Source organism: Streptomyces lucensis JCM 4490 (assembly GCF_014650035.1).
In the GTDB taxonomy this organism is placed as follows: Bacteria; Actinomycetota; Actinomycetes; order Streptomycetales; family Streptomycetaceae; genus Streptomyces; species Streptomyces lucensis.
Window position 1 is genome coordinate 58,406 of record NZ_BMUE01000010.1, and the last position, 17,357, is coordinate 75,762.

13 protein-coding genes are annotated in these 17,357 nt (G+C 74.6%); 4 read left to right on the top strand and 9 right to left on the bottom strand.

The genetic code is table 11. The features are described 5' to 3' along the window. The first annotated feature begins 16 nt into the window (after positions 1–16). The 3 genes from IE177_RS22370 to IE177_RS22380 all read left to right on the top strand — a co-directional run bounded on the left by IE177_RS22370 (position 17) and on the right by IE177_RS22380 (position 4,657). Positions 17–2,104 carry a radical SAM protein gene (locus IE177_RS22370; RefSeq protein WP_190017160.1) on the top strand — a complete coding sequence of 696 codons (2,088 nt, stop codon included), beginning with the start codon at positions 17–19 and terminating at the stop codon, positions 2,102–2,104. Between the two features lie 76 nt (positions 2,105–2,180). Further along, on the top strand, positions 2,181–3,671 hold the full coding sequence (locus tag IE177_RS22375; protein ID WP_190017161.1) for a GMC family oxidoreductase: 1,491 nt from the start codon (positions 2,181–2,183) through the stop codon (positions 3,669–3,671). 41 nt (positions 3,672–3,712) lie between these two features. Further along, positions 3,713–4,657 carry an aldo/keto reductase gene (locus IE177_RS22380; protein ID WP_229816219.1) on the top strand — a complete coding sequence of 315 codons (945 nt, stop codon included), beginning with the start codon at positions 3,713–3,715 and terminating at the stop codon, positions 4,655–4,657. Positions 4,658–4,674: 17 nt separating this feature from the next. Here the strand turns inward: IE177_RS22380 and IE177_RS35175 are convergent, their stop codons facing one another. From IE177_RS35175 to IE177_RS22420, 8 genes are all read right to left on the bottom strand, one after another. Further along, entirely contained in the window at positions 4,675–6,888 is a 2,214-nt protein-coding gene (locus IE177_RS35175; RefSeq protein WP_229816220.1) for an SWIM zinc finger family protein, read from the bottom strand. Next, positions 6,885–9,731 (bottom strand): SCO1167/SCO6262 family helicase, encoded by a 2,847-nt coding sequence (locus IE177_RS22390; protein ID WP_190017162.1) that lies wholly within the window; start codon positions 9,729–9,731, stop codon positions 6,885–6,887. Before IE177_RS22390 ends, IE177_RS35175 begins: the two co-directional genes overlap by 4 nt. Positions 9,732–9,909: 178 nt before the next feature. Continuing rightward, positions 9,910–10,491: a sugar kinase gene (locus IE177_RS22395; protein ID WP_190017163.1), complete on the bottom strand. Its 582-nt coding sequence runs from the start codon at positions 10,489–10,491 to the stop codon at positions 9,910–9,912. Beyond that, complete coding sequence (locus tag IE177_RS22400) at positions 10,488–11,633, bottom strand: ROK family glucokinase (RefSeq protein ID WP_190017164.1); 1,146 nt, start codon at positions 11,631–11,633, stop codon at positions 10,488–10,490. The genes IE177_RS22395 and IE177_RS22400 overlap by 4 nt, the downstream gene beginning before the upstream one ends. Positions 11,634–11,720: 87 nt before the next feature. Next, a complete protein-coding gene (locus IE177_RS22405) occupies positions 11,721–12,524 on the bottom strand; it encodes an ATP-binding cassette domain-containing protein (protein ID WP_190017347.1) in 804 nt (267 codons plus the stop codon). Then, positions 12,491–13,531, bottom strand: a complete 1,041-nt coding sequence (locus IE177_RS22410) for an ABC transporter permease (protein ID WP_190017165.1) — start codon at positions 13,529–13,531, stop codon at positions 12,491–12,493. Before IE177_RS22410 ends, IE177_RS22405 begins: the two co-directional genes overlap by 34 nt. Beyond that, entirely contained in the window at positions 13,528–14,532 is a 1,005-nt protein-coding gene (locus IE177_RS22415; RefSeq protein ID WP_190017166.1) for a sugar ABC transporter substrate-binding protein, read from the bottom strand. Before IE177_RS22415 ends, IE177_RS22410 begins: the two co-directional genes overlap by 4 nt. Before the next feature lie 193 nt (positions 14,533–14,725). Next, entirely contained in the window at positions 14,726–15,463 is a 738-nt protein-coding gene (locus IE177_RS22420; RefSeq protein WP_190017348.1) for a GntR family transcriptional regulator, read from the bottom strand. 130 nt (positions 15,464–15,593) lie between these two features. Between IE177_RS22420 and IE177_RS22425 the strand changes: the two genes are divergently transcribed. After that, the gene (locus tag IE177_RS22425; RefSeq protein ID WP_190017167.1) at positions 15,594–16,616 is read left to right on the top strand and encodes a Gfo/Idh/MocA family protein; all 1,023 of its coding nucleotides are present in this window, start codon (positions 15,594–15,596) and stop codon (positions 16,614–16,616) included. 33 nt (positions 16,617–16,649) lie between these two features. Here IE177_RS22425 and IE177_RS22430 read toward each other — a convergent pair whose 3' ends face one another. Beyond that, on the bottom strand, positions 16,650–17,327 hold the full coding sequence (locus tag IE177_RS22430; protein WP_190017168.1) for a response regulator: 678 nt from the start codon (positions 17,325–17,327) through the stop codon (positions 16,650–16,652). Positions 17,328–17,357: the final 30 nt, after the last annotated feature.

The window sequence follows — 17,357 nt, forward strand, 5'->3', positions numbered from 1 at the left end:
CCGCACGAGGAGCACCGTGCCCACCACACCCACCCGTTTCCGGCACGCCCGGCTGTATCTCACCTTCCGCTGCAACTCCCGCTGCGGCTACTGCAACGTCTGGCAGGACCCCGTCTTCGACGGACACCGGGAACTGACGGCCGACGGACTGCGCCGCTGCCTGGACGAACTCGCGGAACTGGGGGTCACCTACCTGGACATCACCGGCGGCGAACCGTCCCTGCACCGTGAGCTGTCCACCGCCGTACGGCACGCCCACGACCTGGGCATGACGGTCGAACTCACCACCAACGCGATCCGGTTCGCCCCGCAGGCGGCCGACGTCGTCCCGCTCGTCGACACGCTGAACATCTCGCTGGACACGCTCAGCGCCGAGCGCTACCACCGCATCCGGGGCACCGACACCCTCGACCGGACCCTCGCCCTGGTGGAGAAGCTCCGGGCCGACGGGGCCGGCAACCTCAAGCTGATCTGCGTGGTCACCGACCAGAACCTCGCGGAGCTCCAGGACGTGGTCGGCTACGCGCAGCGGCACGGGGTGGACGTCTATCTGGCGCCGATGTTCAGCTACTTCGCGGCCCAGGGCGAGGTCCGCCCGCCCGGCTCGGTCCGCACGCTCAAGCTGGCCGCGGTCAACGGGCGCGGGGCCGCGTCCCCGGCGGCCGAAGCGCCGCCGCGGGTTCCGTCGTCGGTGCTGCTGCGGCGGGTCGCGGAGCAGCGGTACGCGCCGCACACCGTGGTGAACCTGGCCTTCCTGCACCATCTGCGCACGCTCGATCCGGCCACCGTGACCGCGTGCGGGGCGGCCTCCCGGATCCTCACCGTCGGTCCCGACGGCCGGGTCATGCTGCCGTGCTACCACGAGTGGGACACCTCGCTCGACTGGTCGCGGCCGTACCGGGAACTGGTGCGGGACCCGGAGCTGATCCGGGTGCGCGAGGAGGAGGTGGGAACCCGCCCCGGCTGCCGCTCCTGCGCGGTCTTCCCCTATCTGGGGCTGCCGATGAGCCACCGGTTCACCACGCCGTTCCTGCTCCAGGCGTTCTCGCGGGAGCTGGACCGGCTCAAACCGTACGCGGCCGCGCTGCCGCCCGAGCGGCGCGCGGCGCTGCTGGAGCGGAGCGACGCGGTGCTGGCGGAGGTGGAGCGGGTGTCCGCGCCGCTGCGGCCGGGTGAACACCTCGACGAGCTGTACCGTTTCGGGGCGGACGACGGGGCGGACGGCGTGGGCGTGCGCACCGGTCTGGCGGTGCGGCCCGTCGCGGTGGAGGAGCTGCTCGCGGACCACGCACACGAGGACTGCTGGCGGATCCAGCGCAGCCCGCACCGGATCGTGCGGCTGCTGTACGCCGAGATCCTCCCCGCCCTGGCAGCCCACGGCGCGGGCGGCGCCGAAGGCGCCCCGGAGCTCGCCGAGGACCTCCTCGACGTCCATCTGGACTGCTGGCGGGTCCTGCTCACGCTGCTGCCCGGCGGCGCGCCGGACAACGCCGCGCGGGAACGGCTGGGCCGCTGGTGCGCCCGCGCCGGACGAGTGCTGCGCGGCCACCGCGCCGCGTCCGCACTCGCCCTGCTGGCCTCCTTCAGCACGCTGCCCGCCGCGGACATCGCCTCGTTCGGCGCACCGCGCGGCCACGACGAGGAGCCCCTGGCCGTCAAGCTGCTGGGCGTGCTGTCCGGACCGGAGCGCCGCGCGGAACTGGCCGGGCTGTTCGCGCCGGAGCTGGCCCCGGCGCTGACCGGCGACTCGGTGCCGGCCCCGGGGGCGCCCGCGTCCGGTCCCGTGCCCACGCCCGAGGAGGCGCGCGGCGGCGTCGGACTGGAGCGGTTCGTGGCATCGCTGCGGCACGCGGACACCGGCGCGCTCCGCACGGCCGTGCGGCGCTGGCGGGCGGCGGCGGATCCGGGAACGGCCCCGGACATCGAACGGCGTCTGCTGCTGTCCGAACTCGGCGTGCACACGTCCCTGTCCGAACCCGGTGTGCGCACTTCCCCGTCCCGACCCGATGTGCCGACTCCCCGGTCCGAAGCCGGACCGCGGTCCCTGCCGGAACCCGGCCTCACGCCCGTGTCCGTGCCCGAGGCCGGCGTGCGGACCCCGTGAGAGCCACGCCCCGCCCGGCCCGCCACTCCTCCTTCCCGCCCGCCGTGCCCGGCGACGACACCCCAACGGAGCGACCATGACCAACCCAGCCCTCCCGTCCGGCTACGACGTCGTCGTGCTCGGCGGCGGAGTCGCCGGCTGCGTACTGGCGGCCCGCCTCAGCGAGGACCCCGGCCGGTCGGTGTGCCTCGTGGAGGCGGGCCCCGACTACGGGCCCCGGCAGCAGGACTGGCCGCGGAAGGTGCTCAACGCGCGTGCCCTGCCGCGGGACGACGTGTGGGAACGGCACACCGCGTTCTACCGCATCCGGGCCCGGGTCCTCGGCGGCTCCTCGTGCATCAACGGCGCCTGGAACACCTGGGGTTCGCACGCCGACCACGCCGAGTGGACGCGCGCGGGAGGCGACCGGTGGTCGGCCGCGGCGCTGGAGCCGTACCGGCTGAAGGCCGTGGAGCGCATGGGCCTGCGCACCCCACCGGACGACGAACTGTCCGCCTGGGCCTCGGCCGCCCTCGTGGCGGCCCGGGAACTCGGCCACCAGGAGGTGGACATGGGCGCCTGTGGCCTGCCGGGATACGGCCGGCCACTGATCAACGCGGTGGACGGGCTGCGCTTCAACGCCGCCTTCGCCTACCTGGACCCGGCGACCCGGTCCCGGCCGAACCTGACGATCCTCGGCGGCGCCCTGGTGGACCGGCTGGACGTGCGCGCCGGCCGGGTGCACGGCGCGCGCGTCGTCCTGGACGGGGAACGCACGACCCTGACGGCCGGCACCTACGTCCTGGCGTCCGGCACCTTCGGCTCACCGGCCGTGCTCCTGCGCAGTGGCGTCGGACCCGCGGGCGACCTCAAGGAGAACGGCATCCACTGCGAGGTGGAGCTGCCGGGCGTCGGCGCCAATCTGTCCGACCAGCCGGGTGTCTTCATGCCCCTGTCCCCCACGGCCGGGCTGAACGCGGCGCTGGCGGCCAAGGAGGCGGACGGGAAGCTGTACGTCAGCCGGATGCTGGTGCGCGCGGCCAGCGAGTACTGCCCGGACGGCGCGTGGGACCTGCACCTCCTCCCCACCGCCGGCCCACCGCTGTTCGGCAGCCTGCCGCCCGGCGAGTACGAGGCCGGCATCTCCGCCTTCCTGATGAAGCCGCTCTCGCGCGGGCACGTCCGGCTTCGCTCCGCGGATCCCCTGGAGCCGCCGGAGATCGACCCCGCGTTCCTGACCGACCCGGACGGCCGTGACGTCGCGGTGCTCCGGTCGGGGCTGGAGAAGGCGCAGGCCCTGGCCGGGGCCATGAGAGCACTGGCGGCCCCGGCGGACGGCGCACCGCCGCACGCGCTGTCCGACGCCGAGCTGCGCGGCCGGGTGGGCACCTACTGGCATCCCGTGGGCACCTGTGCCATGGGCCCCGCCGGCGACCCGCGAGCGGTGGTCGACGGACAGGGCGCGGTCCACGGGGTCGAGAACCTGCGGATCGCCGACGCGTCCGTCCTGCCGACGGTACCGGCCGCCAACACCCAGCTGCCGGTCCTGGCCGCCGCCGAGATGCTCGCCGACGCCCTGCGCGCCTGATCCTCCCCCCCACCCCCGCACCCATCACGGAGCACACCGCCATGGCGGCACACACCGACATACGCGCACACACACTGCTGTACGGCTGCATGGGACTCGGCGGCGGCTGGGACACCCGGCCGTACACGGCCGCGGACGTCCAGCACGCCCAGGCCGCGGTCGAGGCGGCCCTGGCCGCCGGGATCACGGCGTTCGACCACGCCGACATCTACCGGCACGGCAAGTCCGAGGCCGTCTTCGGCGAGATCCTGGCCCGGGCTCCCGGACTGCGCGAACGCATCGTCCTGCAGACCAAGTGCGGCATCCGGCTGCCCGGCGACGACCTGCCCGGACACTACGACCTGCGGGGCGCGAGCATCGTGCGGCGGGTCGAGGAGAGCCTCGTCCGGCTGCGCACGGACGTCCTGGACGTCCTTCTCCTGCACCGGCCCGACCCCCTCGCCGACCCCGAGGACATCGCCGGGGCACTCACCTCACTGCGCTCCCAGGGCCTGGTCCGGCAGTTCGGCGTGTCCAACATGAGTGGCGCGCAGATCGCGCACCTCCAGTCCCACCTGGACGTGCCGCTCGTCGTCGACCAGCTGGAGATGAGCCTGGCCCGGCGGGACTGGGTGGAGGCGGGCGTCCTGGTCAACACGCCGTCAGCCGCGGAGAACGGCTTCACGCCCGGCACGCTGGAGTTCTGCGCGGCCGAGGGCATCCGGCTGCAGGCCTGGGGAGCCCTCGCCCGGGGCCGCTTCACCGGCGGGGGCGAGGCCCCGGTCAACCGGCTCGTCGCGGAACTCGCGCGGCGCAAGGGGACCACGCCGGAGACCATCCTGCTCTGGTGGCTGCGCCGCCATCCGGCGGGCATCGCCCCGGTCGTCGGCACCACCCGCCCCGACCGCATCAGTGCCTGCGCCGACGCGGTGCGCCGGGCGCCGGACCTCACCCATGAGGAGTGGTACGCCCTGTGGGTCGCGGCGCGGGGGGTGCCGCTGCCCTGACCGGCGGTTCCGGTCGCTCAGAGGTCGTCGGCGTGGCCGAGACCGGTCAGCGCGCCCACCGGGTCGAGGTCCGGCGTCCCGCGGGGCCACCAGTCCTCCTGTCCGGGCTCCGACTCGTAGGCGTACCAGAGGCCGTCGTGGCCGAGGCGGAGCTGGACGTGGCCGCGGGGGTGGGTGAGGCGGTTGCGCCAGGGGCGGAACGCCGGGAGGTCGGCGGCGAGCAGCAGCGGGCGGGCCCGGTCGAAACGGCCGGCGGGCGGGTCCCAGGGCTCCTCCAGCACGGCCAGCCCCTCCAGGCCGCCCTGCCGCCAGGCGGCGACGGCCCGCGCGAGGTCGGCGGGGGTGCGGCCGGCGGCCGCGGCGAGCGTGGAGTACAGCTTGCGCGTGGCCGCGGTCAGGCCGGACCCGGGACGGGCGGCGGCCAGCCGCACGGCGTCCTGCCACAGGGTCAGCTCGCCGACCGGGTCACGCCCGGTGCCGAGCAGCGCGTGTGCGCGGGCGGCGGCGTCGGTGGCCAGCTGGTCCAGCGCGAACGCGTCCGGGCCGTCGGGCGCCCCGGGGTACGCCGGCGGCTGCTCGGGGTGTGGGGGTACGGGCAACGGCGGTGGAAGCGACGGGAGTTCCCGCGGGGCGAGGGCTTCCGCGGCGCGCACGCCGGGCAGCGTCCGCGGCTGCTGTTCCCGGGCGGCGCGGGCGGCGCTGCGGCGGGAGAGCGCGTCAAGCAGGTCCTTCTCGCCCCGGCCGCGCAGCAGGAGCAGGACGAACGGGTCGGCGTCGAGCAGGCGTGCCGTCTGGTAGCAGAGGGCGGCCGCGTGCTTGCAGGGGTGGCCGGAGTCGGGGCAGCTGCAGTGGGGGGCGAGGTCGCCGGGACCGGGCAGCAGGGGGACACCGCAGTCGGCCAGGGACTGGGGCAGTTCCTTGTCGAGCAGCGCGGCGATGTGGCCGGGCCGGTCGGCGGCCGTGTCCAGGAAGCGGGCCCAGTCGTCGTCCGTCAGCGTGCGCAGCCGCACCTGCACGCGGTACGGCCGCGGCCGGCTGCCGCGTACGTAGGCCAGCACGAGTCCCGGTGTGACGGTGATGGCGTCCACGTTCCCCTGATCCGCGTAACCGCGGCCGCGGGCCAGCCGCTTGGGGTCCAGCGCGCCTTCCTCGAGCGCCTCGACCCAGGCGTTGCCCCACCAGGTCCCGGCGAACGGCACGTCCGCACCGGCGGCCTCCCGCACCGGGAACGCCGGGAAGGTGCGGCGCAGTTCGGTGTCGCGGTGGGGGGTGGCCATGGTGGGGGGCACGTGCGGGGGTGCGACGGGTGCGGAGGCGGTGGGGCCCGGGTCGGGGGGCGTGGAGACGGTGGGGCTCGGGTCGGAGGGCGCGGGGGTGCCGTCGTCCGGCCCGTCCGGCTCAGGCATGCGGAAGGCGTTCGCCAAGTAGTGCCGCATGTCCTGGGCGGCCCTGGCCCGGGTGGAGCCGGCGGAGGCGCGCGGTGAGGAGTGGCCGGTACGCTCCGGCGCACGCTTGTGCCGCCGGGGCTCCGCCTCCTCGGCGCGCAGCGCCTCACGCCGGGCCGCTCGGAGCGCTTCCCGGGCGGCGTCACCGGGACGCCCGCCCGCGCCGCCGGGGGCGGTGGGTTCCGGTGCGGCGGCCTCGCCGGGGGCCGAGTCGGCGGTGCATGCCGACGGCGCGGACGCGCCGGCCGACGGCTCCTCGCCGTCATCCCGGCGCCCGGCCGCGGCGGCTCTGAGCGCCGCCCGCGCCACGTCGCCGGGTCTCGGACCGGTGCCGCCGGAGCGCTCCGCGGCCCTCGGCGCGATGCCGCCACCGGGTGCGGTGCCGGCCCCGGCGGGCCCCCGGGACACCGGCGCCTCCAGGAAATCGCCGTCCTCCCCCGCGCCCCGGTCCGCGCGTACCGCCGTCTCCCCCCCTTCGGTCTCCGCCGTGCCGTGCGCCGGCTGGTCCGCGCCGTCCCGCCCGGCCCGCAGCCGCTCCCGCGCCACCCGCAGGGCGTCGCGGGCCGCGCCCGCCTCAGCCCGCCCCGGCGTCGCCGGACCCACGTCCTCCCCCTCGGCCCACGTCTCCTCCGGCGCCTCCCGCGGGGCATCAGGCGTGGCTCCCGCCTCGACCCGCTGCTCGGCGGCCGGACCCGCGCCGTCCCCCTCGGCCCGCGCCTCCTCCCGCGCCGCCCGCAGGGCGTGGCGGGCCGCGTCGGCCGGACGGGGGTGTTCCGGCGGCGTCATGGGGTCCTCCGCAGGGAGACCAGGTCGGACAGTTCGCGGTCCGTCAGTTCGGTGAGGGCCGTCTCGCCCGAGCCGAGGATCGCGTCGGCCAGGGCACGCTTGGCGGTCAGCATCTCGGCGATCCGGTCCTCGACCGTGCCCTCGGTGACCAGGCGGTGGACCTGCACGGGCTGGGTCTGGCCGATGCGGTAGGCGCGGTCGGTGGCCTGTTCCTCGACGGCCGGGTTCCACCACCGGTCGAAGTGGACGACGTGGCCCGCGCGGGTGAGGTTGAGGCCGGTGCCGGCCGCCTTCAGGGACAGGACGAGGACCGGGGTAGCGCCGTCCTGGAAGCGGTCGACCATGCGCTCGCGCTCCGGGACGGGTGTGCCGCCGTGCAGGAGGTCCACGGGGATCGCGCGGGCGGCGAGGTGGGCGGTGATGAGGCGGGCCATGCCGACGTACTGGGTGAAGACGAGCGCCGAGCCGTCCTCGGCGAGCAGGGTGTCCAGCAGTTCGTCCAGGAGGGCGAGTTTGCCGGAGCGCTGGGCCGGACGGCCGGCGTCCGCCTCCTCCTTGAGGTACAGCGCCGGGTGGTCGCAGATCTGCTTGAGGGCGCCGAGCAGCTTCAGCACCAGGCCGCGGCGGGCGATGCCGTCCGCGGTCCCGATGGCGAGCATCGACTCGCGGACCACCGCCTCGTACAGCGCGGCCTGTTCCCGGGTGAGCGGCACCGGGTGGTCCGTCTCGGTCTTGGGCGGCAGTTCGGGGACGATGCCCGGGTCGGACTTCCTGCGGCGCAGCAGGAAGGGGCGGACGAGCCGGGCCAGGCGCTCGACCGCCTCCGCGTCCTCGCCGTTCTCCACCGCCCGTGCGTGCCGGGCGCGGAAGGACTTCAGGGGGCCGAGGAGCCCTGGGGTGGTCCAGTCGAGCAGGGCCCACAGCTCGGAGAGGTTGTTCTCCACCGGGGTGCCGGTGAGCGCCACGCGCGCGGGGGCCGGGATCGTGCGCAGCGCCTTGGCGGTGGCCGAGTAGGGGTTCTTCACGTGCTGCGCCTCGTCGGCGACGACCATGCCCCAGGGCTGCCCGGCGAGGTGGGCCGCGGCGGAGCGCATGGTGCCGTAGGTGGTGAGGACGAAGCCGCCCTCCAGGCCGTCCAGGGTGCGCTCCGGGCCGTGGAAGCGGCGGACCGGGACGCCGGGCGCGAACCGGTTGATCTCCCGCTGCCAGTTGCCGAGGAGGGAGGCGGGGCAGACGACGAGGGTCGGCTCGGTGCGGGCCCGTTTCAGGTGCAGGGCGATGAGGGTGACGGTCTTGCCGAGGCCCATGTCGTCGGCGAGGCAGCCGCCGAGGCCGAGGGAGGTCATCAGCTCCAGCCAGGCGAGGCCGCGCAGCTGGTAGTCGCGGAGGGTGGCGTCGAGGCCGGCGGGCGGGTCCGCGGGGCGCAGGCCGGCCGTGAGCCGGTCGCGCAGGGCGGCCAGGGCGCCGACGGGGACCGCGTCCACGGTCTCGCCGTCGACCTCGGCGGTGCCGGTGAGCGCGACGGACAGCGCGTCGACCGGATCGAGCAGGCCCAGCTCGCGTTTGCGGGCCTTGCGGACGAGGGCGGGGTCGACGAGCACCCAGCGGTCCCGGAGCCGTACGACCGGCCGGTGCGCCTCTGCGAGCGCGTCCATCTCGGCCTCGCTGAGCGGTTCGCCGCCGAGCGCCAGCTGCCAGCGGAACCGGAGCAGGTCCTCGCTCTCGAAGAACCCGGTGCCGTCGGTCGCCGAGCCGGGCGCGGGGCGGACCACGGCGGCGGCGGTCAGGTCGCGGGCGAGGTCCCGGGGCCAGTGCACGGCGACCCCGGCGGCGGCGAGGCGGGTCGCCGCCACGCCGAGCAGGTCGCTCAGTTCCGCCTCGGACAGGGCGAGGACGTCGGGCACGTCCTGTTCGGTCAGCCGGTCCAGGGGCGGCCACACGCGCGCCGCGCGCCGCACGGCGAGGGCCGCGTCCACGCGCGCGCGGGGACCGAGGGCGGCCTCGGCGTCGCCCGCCCACAGGGCCGCCGCGTCGGCCACCAGGGTGGGGTCGGCGAGGCTGTGCACCTGCACGATCGCGGCTCCCGCGGCGCGGGCGCCCTCGGCCGCGCCGGCGTCGAAGACGTCGTGGGGGGACAGGTCGAGGCGGAGGGAGATCCGCACGCCCGCGTCCATCCCGGCGGCGACCTCGGCAGCCCACTCGTGGGCACGGGGAAGGGTCTGGGGCTCGCGGGCGGCGAAGGGCCGGCCGGAGGCGTACGGCGCCGCGGGGGTGCGCGGCAGGGTGTCGGCGACCGCGTCCAGGAAGGAGCGGACCAGCGCCTCCGGCTCGGGCAGCCGCAGCGGGCCGGGGCCGGGGAGCGGGACGGCGTGGCCTTCCGGCGGCAGGGCCGCGGCGATCGCGCGCAGGTGGGCGATGTCGTCGGGTTCCAGCGGACCGGCCCGCCAGGCGTCGTGGCCGCTCGGGGTCAGTCCCGGCAGCAGGCGGCCGCGGGCGACCAGGCGCAGGGCGTGCAGGGCGGCGGCGCCCCAGCAGGCCGTGGCGGGGTGGGCGGCCGGGTCGCGCCGGGCCCTTACCAGCAGCGGCAGGGCCTCGGTGAGCGGCAGGGTGAGCGCGGGCACCTGCCTGCGGCGCACGCCGGCGCCGTGGCGCCGCACGACGGTCAGCCCGGCGGTGCCGCCGTCGGCCGGCGGTGTCCCGCCGTCGGGGTCCCAGAAGGCGATGCGGCCCTCGCGCGGGAGCGGCGCGGGCAGGTAGACGGAGGCCAGGCGCGCCGGTACCGGGTCCCCGGCCGGCCCGGGGTGCCCCGTGCGCCCGGCCACCGTGGCCGTGCCGCCGCTCATGTGTCCCGCCACCTCCCGTCCGCGCGCCGCATCGAACGTCTTCGACTCTACGGGCGGGGTCTGACAACCGGCTCCGGGGCCGCCGCTGCCCCGCTCCTGCCCGGGGCGTGTCCGCGCGGTCACGCCTGCGCCGGCGCCGCCCGCCCCGCGGGCGAGCTGCGCGATGCGCGGACGCGGCCTACGGCACCGTGCGGGAGACGACGTAGACCATCGGGTACTCCGGGTCGGACGTGTTCACGACCACGTCCTGGGTGGGTGCCGGGTTCTTCTGCTCGTGGGTGAGCCCCGACCAGGGGCCGGGGCCGGTGAACCGCCAGCCGGAGACCTTCCGGTCGCGGGCGCCGATGGTGACGTCGCCCTTCTCCAGTTGGTCCCGGCGTACGCCCATCGCCCCGAGGAAGGTGTCCAGGCCGGCCTGGTTGGTGCGGAACTGCACGTAGAGGCGGCTGGTCTTCCAGTTGTTCGTCTCGTAGTAGGCGATCGGGTCGGCGGGGTGCGGGACGATCACCTGGTAGAGGCGGCGCTGCACCTTGGACGGCCAGCCGGGGGTGAGGCCGGTCGCGGAGTACTTGGCCTCCTTGTCCTTGCCGCTGCTGCGGCTCTGGTTCGCGGAGATCACCAGGTAGCCGGCCGGGACGCCGATGAGCAGGCCGATGATCAGCAGGGTGATCGCCCGGCGCTCGATCCTGTGGCGCGGGTTCTCCGCGGGCCGGCGCGGCTCGTCCGGCGGTGCGGCCTGGCGGGGCAGCGACGCGGTCATGCGGTGTCCTGGTCCCGGCGGGCCTGCGTGTACCGCGCGTAGCGCTCGTGCCGCTCGACCCGGCGCCGGTTGGCGCGGCGGAACCGGCGGGCGACCAGCCGGGCCAGGTCGGCGGCGCCGACCATGCCGGCCTCGGGGCCGAGCTGGGCGCGGGTGATGCGGGCCTCGGGGCGGTAGCCGCGGCCGGTGAGGTGGCGCTTGAAGGCGTCCCGGGCAGGGCCGATGAGCAGGTCGTCGGCGGCCGAGACGCCGCCACCGACGACGAAGCAGGACGGGTCGAGGGCGGCCGCGAGGTTGGCGATGCCGACGCCGAGCCACTGGCCGATGTCCTGGAGCAGCTCCACGCACATGGCGTCGCCCTCGCGGGCCAGCTCGGTGATCAGCGGGCCGGTGATGTCGCCGATGCTGCCCTTGACGTGCTCGATGATCCCGTACGCCACCGGGGAGTCGGCCGCGGCCAGCTCCCTGGCCTCGCGGACGAGCGCGTTGCCGGAGCTGTACTGCTCCCAGCAGCCCCGGTTTCCGCACGGGCAGCGGTGCCCGCCGGGGACGACCTGCATGTGGCCGAACTCCCCGGCGACGCCGTACTTGCCGCGCTTGACCTGGCCGTCCTCCAGGATGGCGCCGCCGATGCCGGTACCGAGGGTGATCATGACGAGGTGGTCCTCGCCGCGGCCGGCGCCGAAGCGCCACTCGGCCCAGGCCGCGGTGTTGGCGTCGTTGTCCACCAGCACGGGCACCGCGAGACGGTCGGCGATGCGGTCCCGCAGCGGCTCGTTGCGCCAGGACAGGTGGGGGGCGAACAGGACGCGGTTGCGGTCGGCGTCGACCCAGCCTGCCGCGCCGATGCCGACCGCGTGCACGTCGTGCCGGTCGGAGAGGTCCAGGACCAGTTCGACGATGGTGTCCTCGACGACCTTGGGGCTCTTGGACTTGTCCGGGGTCTCCGTGCGGAGCTTCTCCAGGATGTTGCCGTCGGCGTCCACGACGCCCGCCATGACCTTGGTGCCGCCGATGTCGATGCCGACCGTCGGCACCCGGGGTGCGGTCAGGTGGGAGCGGCGTTCCCTGGTACCGACCGTTCGCAGGACGGGGGCCCGGCGGGAGCCGATGGGGGCCGTGAGGTCGCGGTAGGTGCTCATCGTTGACCGATTCTGCCTCACCGTGGGGGCGGGTGCCGTACAGGTCCGCGGAGAGGGGAGCGTCCGGATCGGTGCCGGACGCGCTCCTCAACTCCGCTGCAGCTCATGGCGCAGGGCGTCCAGGTCGGACCCTCCCGCCATCTGCCCGGTCAGCTCGTCCAGGGTGATGTCGTCCTTTGTGTGATTGCCCACCATCGTGCCCCGCCGCAGCAGGACGAACCTGTCGCCCACCAGGTACGCGTGGTGCGGGTTGTGGGTGATCAGTACGACGCCCAGGCCCTCGTCGCGTGCTGCCGCCACATACTTCAGCACCATGCCGGACTGCTTCACGCCCAGTGCCGCCGTCGGCTCGTCGAGGATCAGGACCTTGGCGCCGAAGTGGACCGCGCGGGCGATGGCCACGCACTGGCGTTCGCCGCCCGAGAGGGTGCCGATGGGCTGGTCGACGTCCCGGAGGTCGATGCCCAGGCGGAGCAGGGCCTCGCGGGTGGTGCGGCGCATGAGGTCGATGTCGAGGCGCTTGAAGGGGCCCACGCCCCTGCGGGGCTCGGAGCCGAGGAAGAAGTTGCGCCAGACCGGCATGAGGGGAACCACGGCGAGGTCCTGGTAGACGGTCGCGATGCCGCGGTCCAGGGCCTCGCGCGGGGAGGAGAGGGTGGTCTCCTCGCCCTCGACGCGCAGGGTGCCGCCGTCGTGCCGGTGCAGGCCCGCGACGATCTTGATCAGGGTGGACTTGCCCGCGCCGTTGTCGCCGAGGACGCAGGTGATCTCGCCCGGGTGGACCTCCAGACTCACGCCCTCGAGGGCGCGGACCGTGCCGTAGTGCTTGCTGACGTCGGTCAGCTCGACGAGAGAAGTCACTTGCTGGCCTCCGCGCGCTTGCGGACCCAGGCGTTGAGCAGGGTCGCGAGGAGCAGCATCGCTCCGAGGAAGAACTTGAACCAGTCCGGGTTCCACTCGGCGAAGACGATGCCCTTGCTGGTCATGCCGAACAGGAGCGCGCCGACGGCCGAGCCGACGGCGCTGCCGTAGCCGCCGGTGATGAGGCAGCCGCCGATGACGGCCGCGATGATGTAGATCAGCTCGTTGCCGACGCCCTCGCCGGACTGGACGGCGTCGAAGGAGAAGAGCAGGTGCTGGCCGGAGATCCAGGCACCGAGGGCGACGCCCATGTAGAGGGCGATCTTGGTCCGGGCGACCGGGACGCCGACCGCGCGGGCCGCGTCCGCGTTGCCGCCGACGGCGAAGATCCAGTTGCCCGCGCGGGTACGCAGCAGGATCCAGGAGCCGAGGGCGACCAGGCCCAGCCACCACAGGACGGTGACCTTGAGGTCGACGCCGCCGAAGGTGAGGGTCGAGGCGAAGACGGCGCGGGCGCTCGGGAACCCCTCCATGTCGGCGATGCTCTTGGTGGAGACCGTGTCGTCGATCAGCTTGGTGAAGCCGAGGTTCATGCCGGTCAGCATCAGGAAGGTGCCCAGGGTGACGATGAAGCTGGGCAGCTTGGTGCGGGTGAGCACGAAGCCGTTGAACGCGCCGACGGCCAGGGTGACGAGGAGCGAGACGCCCACGCCGACCCAGGTGTTCGCGGTCATCTGGTAGCTGAACATCGAGGAGACCAGCGCCGAGGACGTCACGAGGACGCCCGCCGACAGGTCGAACTCGCCGCCGATCATCAGCAGGGCCACCGGTACGGCCATGATCCCGATGGTGGAGGAGGCGTACAGCACCGTGCTGAGGCTGGCGGCGCGCAGGAAGCCGTCGGCGGCGAAGGCGAAGAAGACGAGGACGGCGAGCGCGCCGACGACCGAGCCCAGTTCGGGACGGGCGAGCAGTTTCCGCAGCGGCGAGGTCCGCGCGATCCTCTCGTCGACGGCCGGTTCGAGGGCGGCGTTCACCGGGTGCCCCGCTCGGTGAACTCCGCCAGCGCGGACGCCTGGTCCTTGGTGACGATCTGCGGGCCGGTCAGCACCGGGCGGCCGCCGCCGAGGACGTCGCCGTTGTACTTGTACAGCCACAGCAGGTCGACGGCCTGGTAGCCCTGGAGGTACGGCTGCTGGTCCACGGCGAAGCCGAGGGTGCCGTTCTTCAGCGAGGCCGCGACCTTGGCGTTGAGGTCGAAGGTGTCGATCTCGGCCTTGCTGCCCGCGTCGTCGCGCGCCTTCACGGCGGTGTCGGCATAGGGGGCGCCGAGGGTGACGACGGCGTCGAGGGACGAGTCGGCCTGCAGCTTGGCCTCGATCGCGGACTGCACGTCGGGCATGTTCGTGCCGTTGACGTAGAGCTTGCGCAGCGTGCCGTGGAAGGTCTTGGCGACGCCGTCGCAGCGCTGCTCGTGGCCGACGTTGCCCTGCTCGTGCAGGACGCACAGGGCCTTCTTCCTGCCGCGCTTGTTGAGCTCGTCGCCCACGGCCTCGCCGGCGACGGACTCGTCCTGCCCGATGTGGGTGAGGGCGCCGAAGGCCCGGGACTCCTCGGAGCCGGAGTTCACCGTGATCACCGGGATGCCGGCCTTCTCGGCGCGGGCCACGGCGGCCTTCAGGGCGTCCGGCTTGGCGAGGGTCACGATGATGCCGTCGACCTTCTTGTCCACGGCCGCGTCCACGAGCTGCGCCTGCTGCTGGGCCTCGTCGTCGTGCGAGTACAGGAAGTTGATGTTGTCCTTGCGGGCGGCCTGCTCGGCGCCGCTCTGGACGATGTCCCAGAACGTGTCGCCGTCTCCCGAGTGGGTGATCATCGCGATGGTCCAGCGGGGGGTGTTCACCGCCGCCCTGCCCTGGGCGGCGGCGGCCTTGCGGGCGTCCTCGGCCCGTTTGCCGCCGGTGCTGCTGCAGGCCGCCAGGGACACGGACAGTGCCCCCGCCAGCGCCATGCCTACCCAGGTCCGAAACCGTGCCACGAGGCCGTGCCCTTCTTGCGTGCTCTTGCTCCGACGTGCGCGAGGGGCGGGCGCGGGCGCCGCCGGCGTGTACCGGCGGCGCCCGCGCCTGCCCCGAACACCTCAGTATCGAACACGGGGTACACCCGTGACGGGACCGGGGCAGGAGTCACCGGTCACATTGTCCGGACATCGCGACGAACACGGAGGGCCGTCAGGACCGCACGAGCAGCTGGAACTCGAAGGAGTAGCGCGTCGGACGGTAGGTGTGGTCACCGAACTCGACGGCGCGGCCGGTGTCGTCGTAGGTGGTGCGCCGCATGGTGAGCAGCGGGGCGCCCTCGTGCTCGGTGAGCCGCTCGGCCTCGGCGGCCGTCGCGCCGCGGGCGCCGATGGACTGGCGGGCGCTGTGCAGGGTGATCCCCGCCGAGCGCATCAGCCGGTACAGGCCGGTGGCCTGCAGCTGGTCGGTGGCCAGGTCGAGCAGCCCCGGCGGCAGGTGATTGATCAGGTAGGCCATCGGCTCGCCGTGCGCGAGCCGCAGCCGCTCGACGCGGTGGACGTCACTGCCCTCGGCGACGCCGAGCGCGCCGGCGACCGTGGCGTCGGCCGGGACGACGGTGTTGACGAGGACCTTGGTCGCGGGACGCTGGCCGGCCGCCTCCAGGTCGTCGTAGAGGCTGCTCAGCTCCAGCGGGCGCTTGACCTGGCTGTGCACGACCTGGGTGCCGACGCCCCGGCGGCGGACGAGGAGGCCCTTGTCGACGAGCGACTGGATGGCCTGGCGGACGGTCGGCCGGGACAGGCCGAGCCGCGCGGCCAGCTCGATCTCGTTGCCCAGCAGGCTGCCCGGGGTGAGTGCGCCGTTCCCGATGGCGGACTCCAGCTGCTGGGAGAGCTGGAAGTACAACGGCACCGGGGAGCCGCGGTCCACGCGCAGGTCGAGCGACACGGTCGGGTCCACATCTGGTTTGGGCACGGGCCCGAGCGTAGTCCCGTGCACGGTTGACGGAAAGTCGTGTAGTTCGATTGTCAGGACATGCACATTGACAGGGTGGGGGGTCGGCCCTCACTTTGTCTCCATGCGCATCGGGGTCATCGGTACGGGCCGCATCGGCACCCTTCACGCGAGGACGCTCAGCCGCCACCGCGAGGTGGGATCGCTGATCCTGACGGACGCGGATCCGGCGCGGGCGCAGGAGCTGGCGCACCGGCTGGGCGAGACGGCGGCCCCGGGAGTGGACGAGGTGTTCAGGTGGGGCGTGGACGCGGTGGTGATCACCGCGGCGACGGCGGCCCACGCCGAGCTGATCGGCCGGGCGGCCCGCTCGGGCCTGCCGGTATTCTGCGAGAAGCCGATCGCCCTGGACCTGCCGGGCACGCTGCAGGCGCTCGCGGAGGTGGACGCGGCCGGGACGGTGCTGCAGATGGGCTTCCAGCGGCGGTTCGACGCGGGCTACGCCGGCGCCCGGGAGGCGGTGCGCTCGGGGCGGCTCGGCCGGCTGCACACCGTACGGGCCATGACCTGCGACCAGTCTCCTCCCCCGGCCGAGTGGCTGCCGCTGTCCGGAGGGCTGTTCCGCGACACGCTGATCCACGACTTCGACGTGCTGCGCTGGGTGACGGGCCGCGAGGTGGCCGACGTCTACGCCACCGGCTCCGACGCCGGTCCCGCGATGTTCCGCGAGGCCGGTGACGTCGGCACGGGCGCGGCGCTGCTCACGCTGGACGACGGCACCCTGGCCACGGCCACGGCGACCCGGCTGAACGGCGCGGGCTACGACGTCCGCATGGAACTGGCCGGGGAGCGGGACACCGTGGTGGTGGGCCTGGACGACCGTACGCCGGTCGCGTCCACCGAGCCGAGCGGGCCACCGCCCGCGGACAAGCCGTGGAACGGTTTCCTGGAGCGCTTCGCACCCTCCTACGAGGCCGAGCTGGCCGCCTTCGTCGAGGTGGTGCGCGGCGACCGGCCCAACCCCTGCGACGGCCGGGAGGCGCTCCGGGCGCTGCGGATCGCGGAGGCCTGCGAGCTGTCCCGCCGGGAGCGCCGGCCGGTGGCCCTGACGGAGATCGCGGACCAGGACCGGCCGCCGCGCGCCTGAGGGCCGCGCGGAGCGCGTCAGCGGGTCCGGCGGTCACTCCTCCGCGTCTTCCAGCAGTCCCGCGTCGTAGGCGAGCAGGGCGATCTGGACGCGGTTGTCGAGGCCGAGCTTGGCGAGGACGCGGGAGACGTGGGTCTTGACGGTGGCCACGCTCATGAAGAGTTCCGTGGCGATGCGGGCGTTGGCGAGTCCGCGGCCGACGGCGACGGCGACCTCGCGCTCGCGGTCGTTGAGCGCGGCGAGGCGTTCACGCGCGCGTGCCTGGCGCGCGTCGGCGGCGCTGCCGGCCGCGTGCCGCATCAACTGCCGGGTGACGGCGGGCGAGAGGACCGGGTCGCCGGCCGCGACCCGGCGCACGGCGTCGACTATCTCGGCGGGCGGGGTGTCCTTGAGGACGAATCCGGCGGCGCCCGCGCGCAGGGCGTGCAGCACCTGGTCGTCGGCGTGGAAGGTGGTGAGCACCACGATCTGCGGGGCGCCGGGGCGGGCGCGGAGCCGCTGGGTGGCGGTGAGCCCGTCCACCGACGGCATCCGGATGTCCATCAGGACGACGTCCGGCCGGGTGCGCCGCACGAGTTCCTCGGCCTGCGCGCCGTCGGCCGCCTCGCCGACGATCTCGATGTCCTGGGCCCCGCCCATCATCAGGGCGAGCCCGGCCCGTACGAGGGGGTCGTCGTCGACGAGGAGGAGTCTGATCGGCGTCGCAGTCATGGCCCTACGTAATCATGGGCGGGCGGTGCC

Coding starts and splice junctions, on each gene's coding strand:
- IE177_RS22430 (WP_190017168.1), bottom strand. CDS start 17,327: ATGACTGCGACGCCGATCAGACTCCTCCTCGTCGACGACGACCCCCTC.
- IE177_RS22390 (WP_190017162.1), bottom strand. CDS start 9,731: ATGAGCGGCGGCACGGCCACGGTGGCCGGGCGCACGGGGCACCCCGGG.
- IE177_RS22400 (WP_190017164.1), bottom strand. CDS start 11,633: ATGAGCACCTACCGCGACCTCACGGCCCCCATCGGCTCCCGCCGGGCC.
- IE177_RS22375 (WP_190017161.1), top strand. CDS start 2,181: ATGACCAACCCAGCCCTCCCGTCCGGCTACGACGTCGTCGTGCTCGGC.
- IE177_RS22380 (WP_229816219.1), top strand. CDS start 3,713: ATGGCGGCACACACCGACATACGCGCACACACACTGCTGTACGGCTGC.
- IE177_RS22425 (WP_190017167.1), top strand. CDS start 15,594: ATGCGCATCGGGGTCATCGGTACGGGCCGCATCGGCACCCTTCACGCG.
- IE177_RS22395 (WP_190017163.1), bottom strand. CDS start 10,491: ATGACCGCGTCGCTGCCCCGCCAGGCCGCACCGCCGGACGAGCCGCGC.
- IE177_RS35175 (WP_229816220.1), bottom strand. CDS start 6,888: ATGACGCCGCCGGAACACCCCCGTCCGGCCGACGCGGCCCGCCACGCC.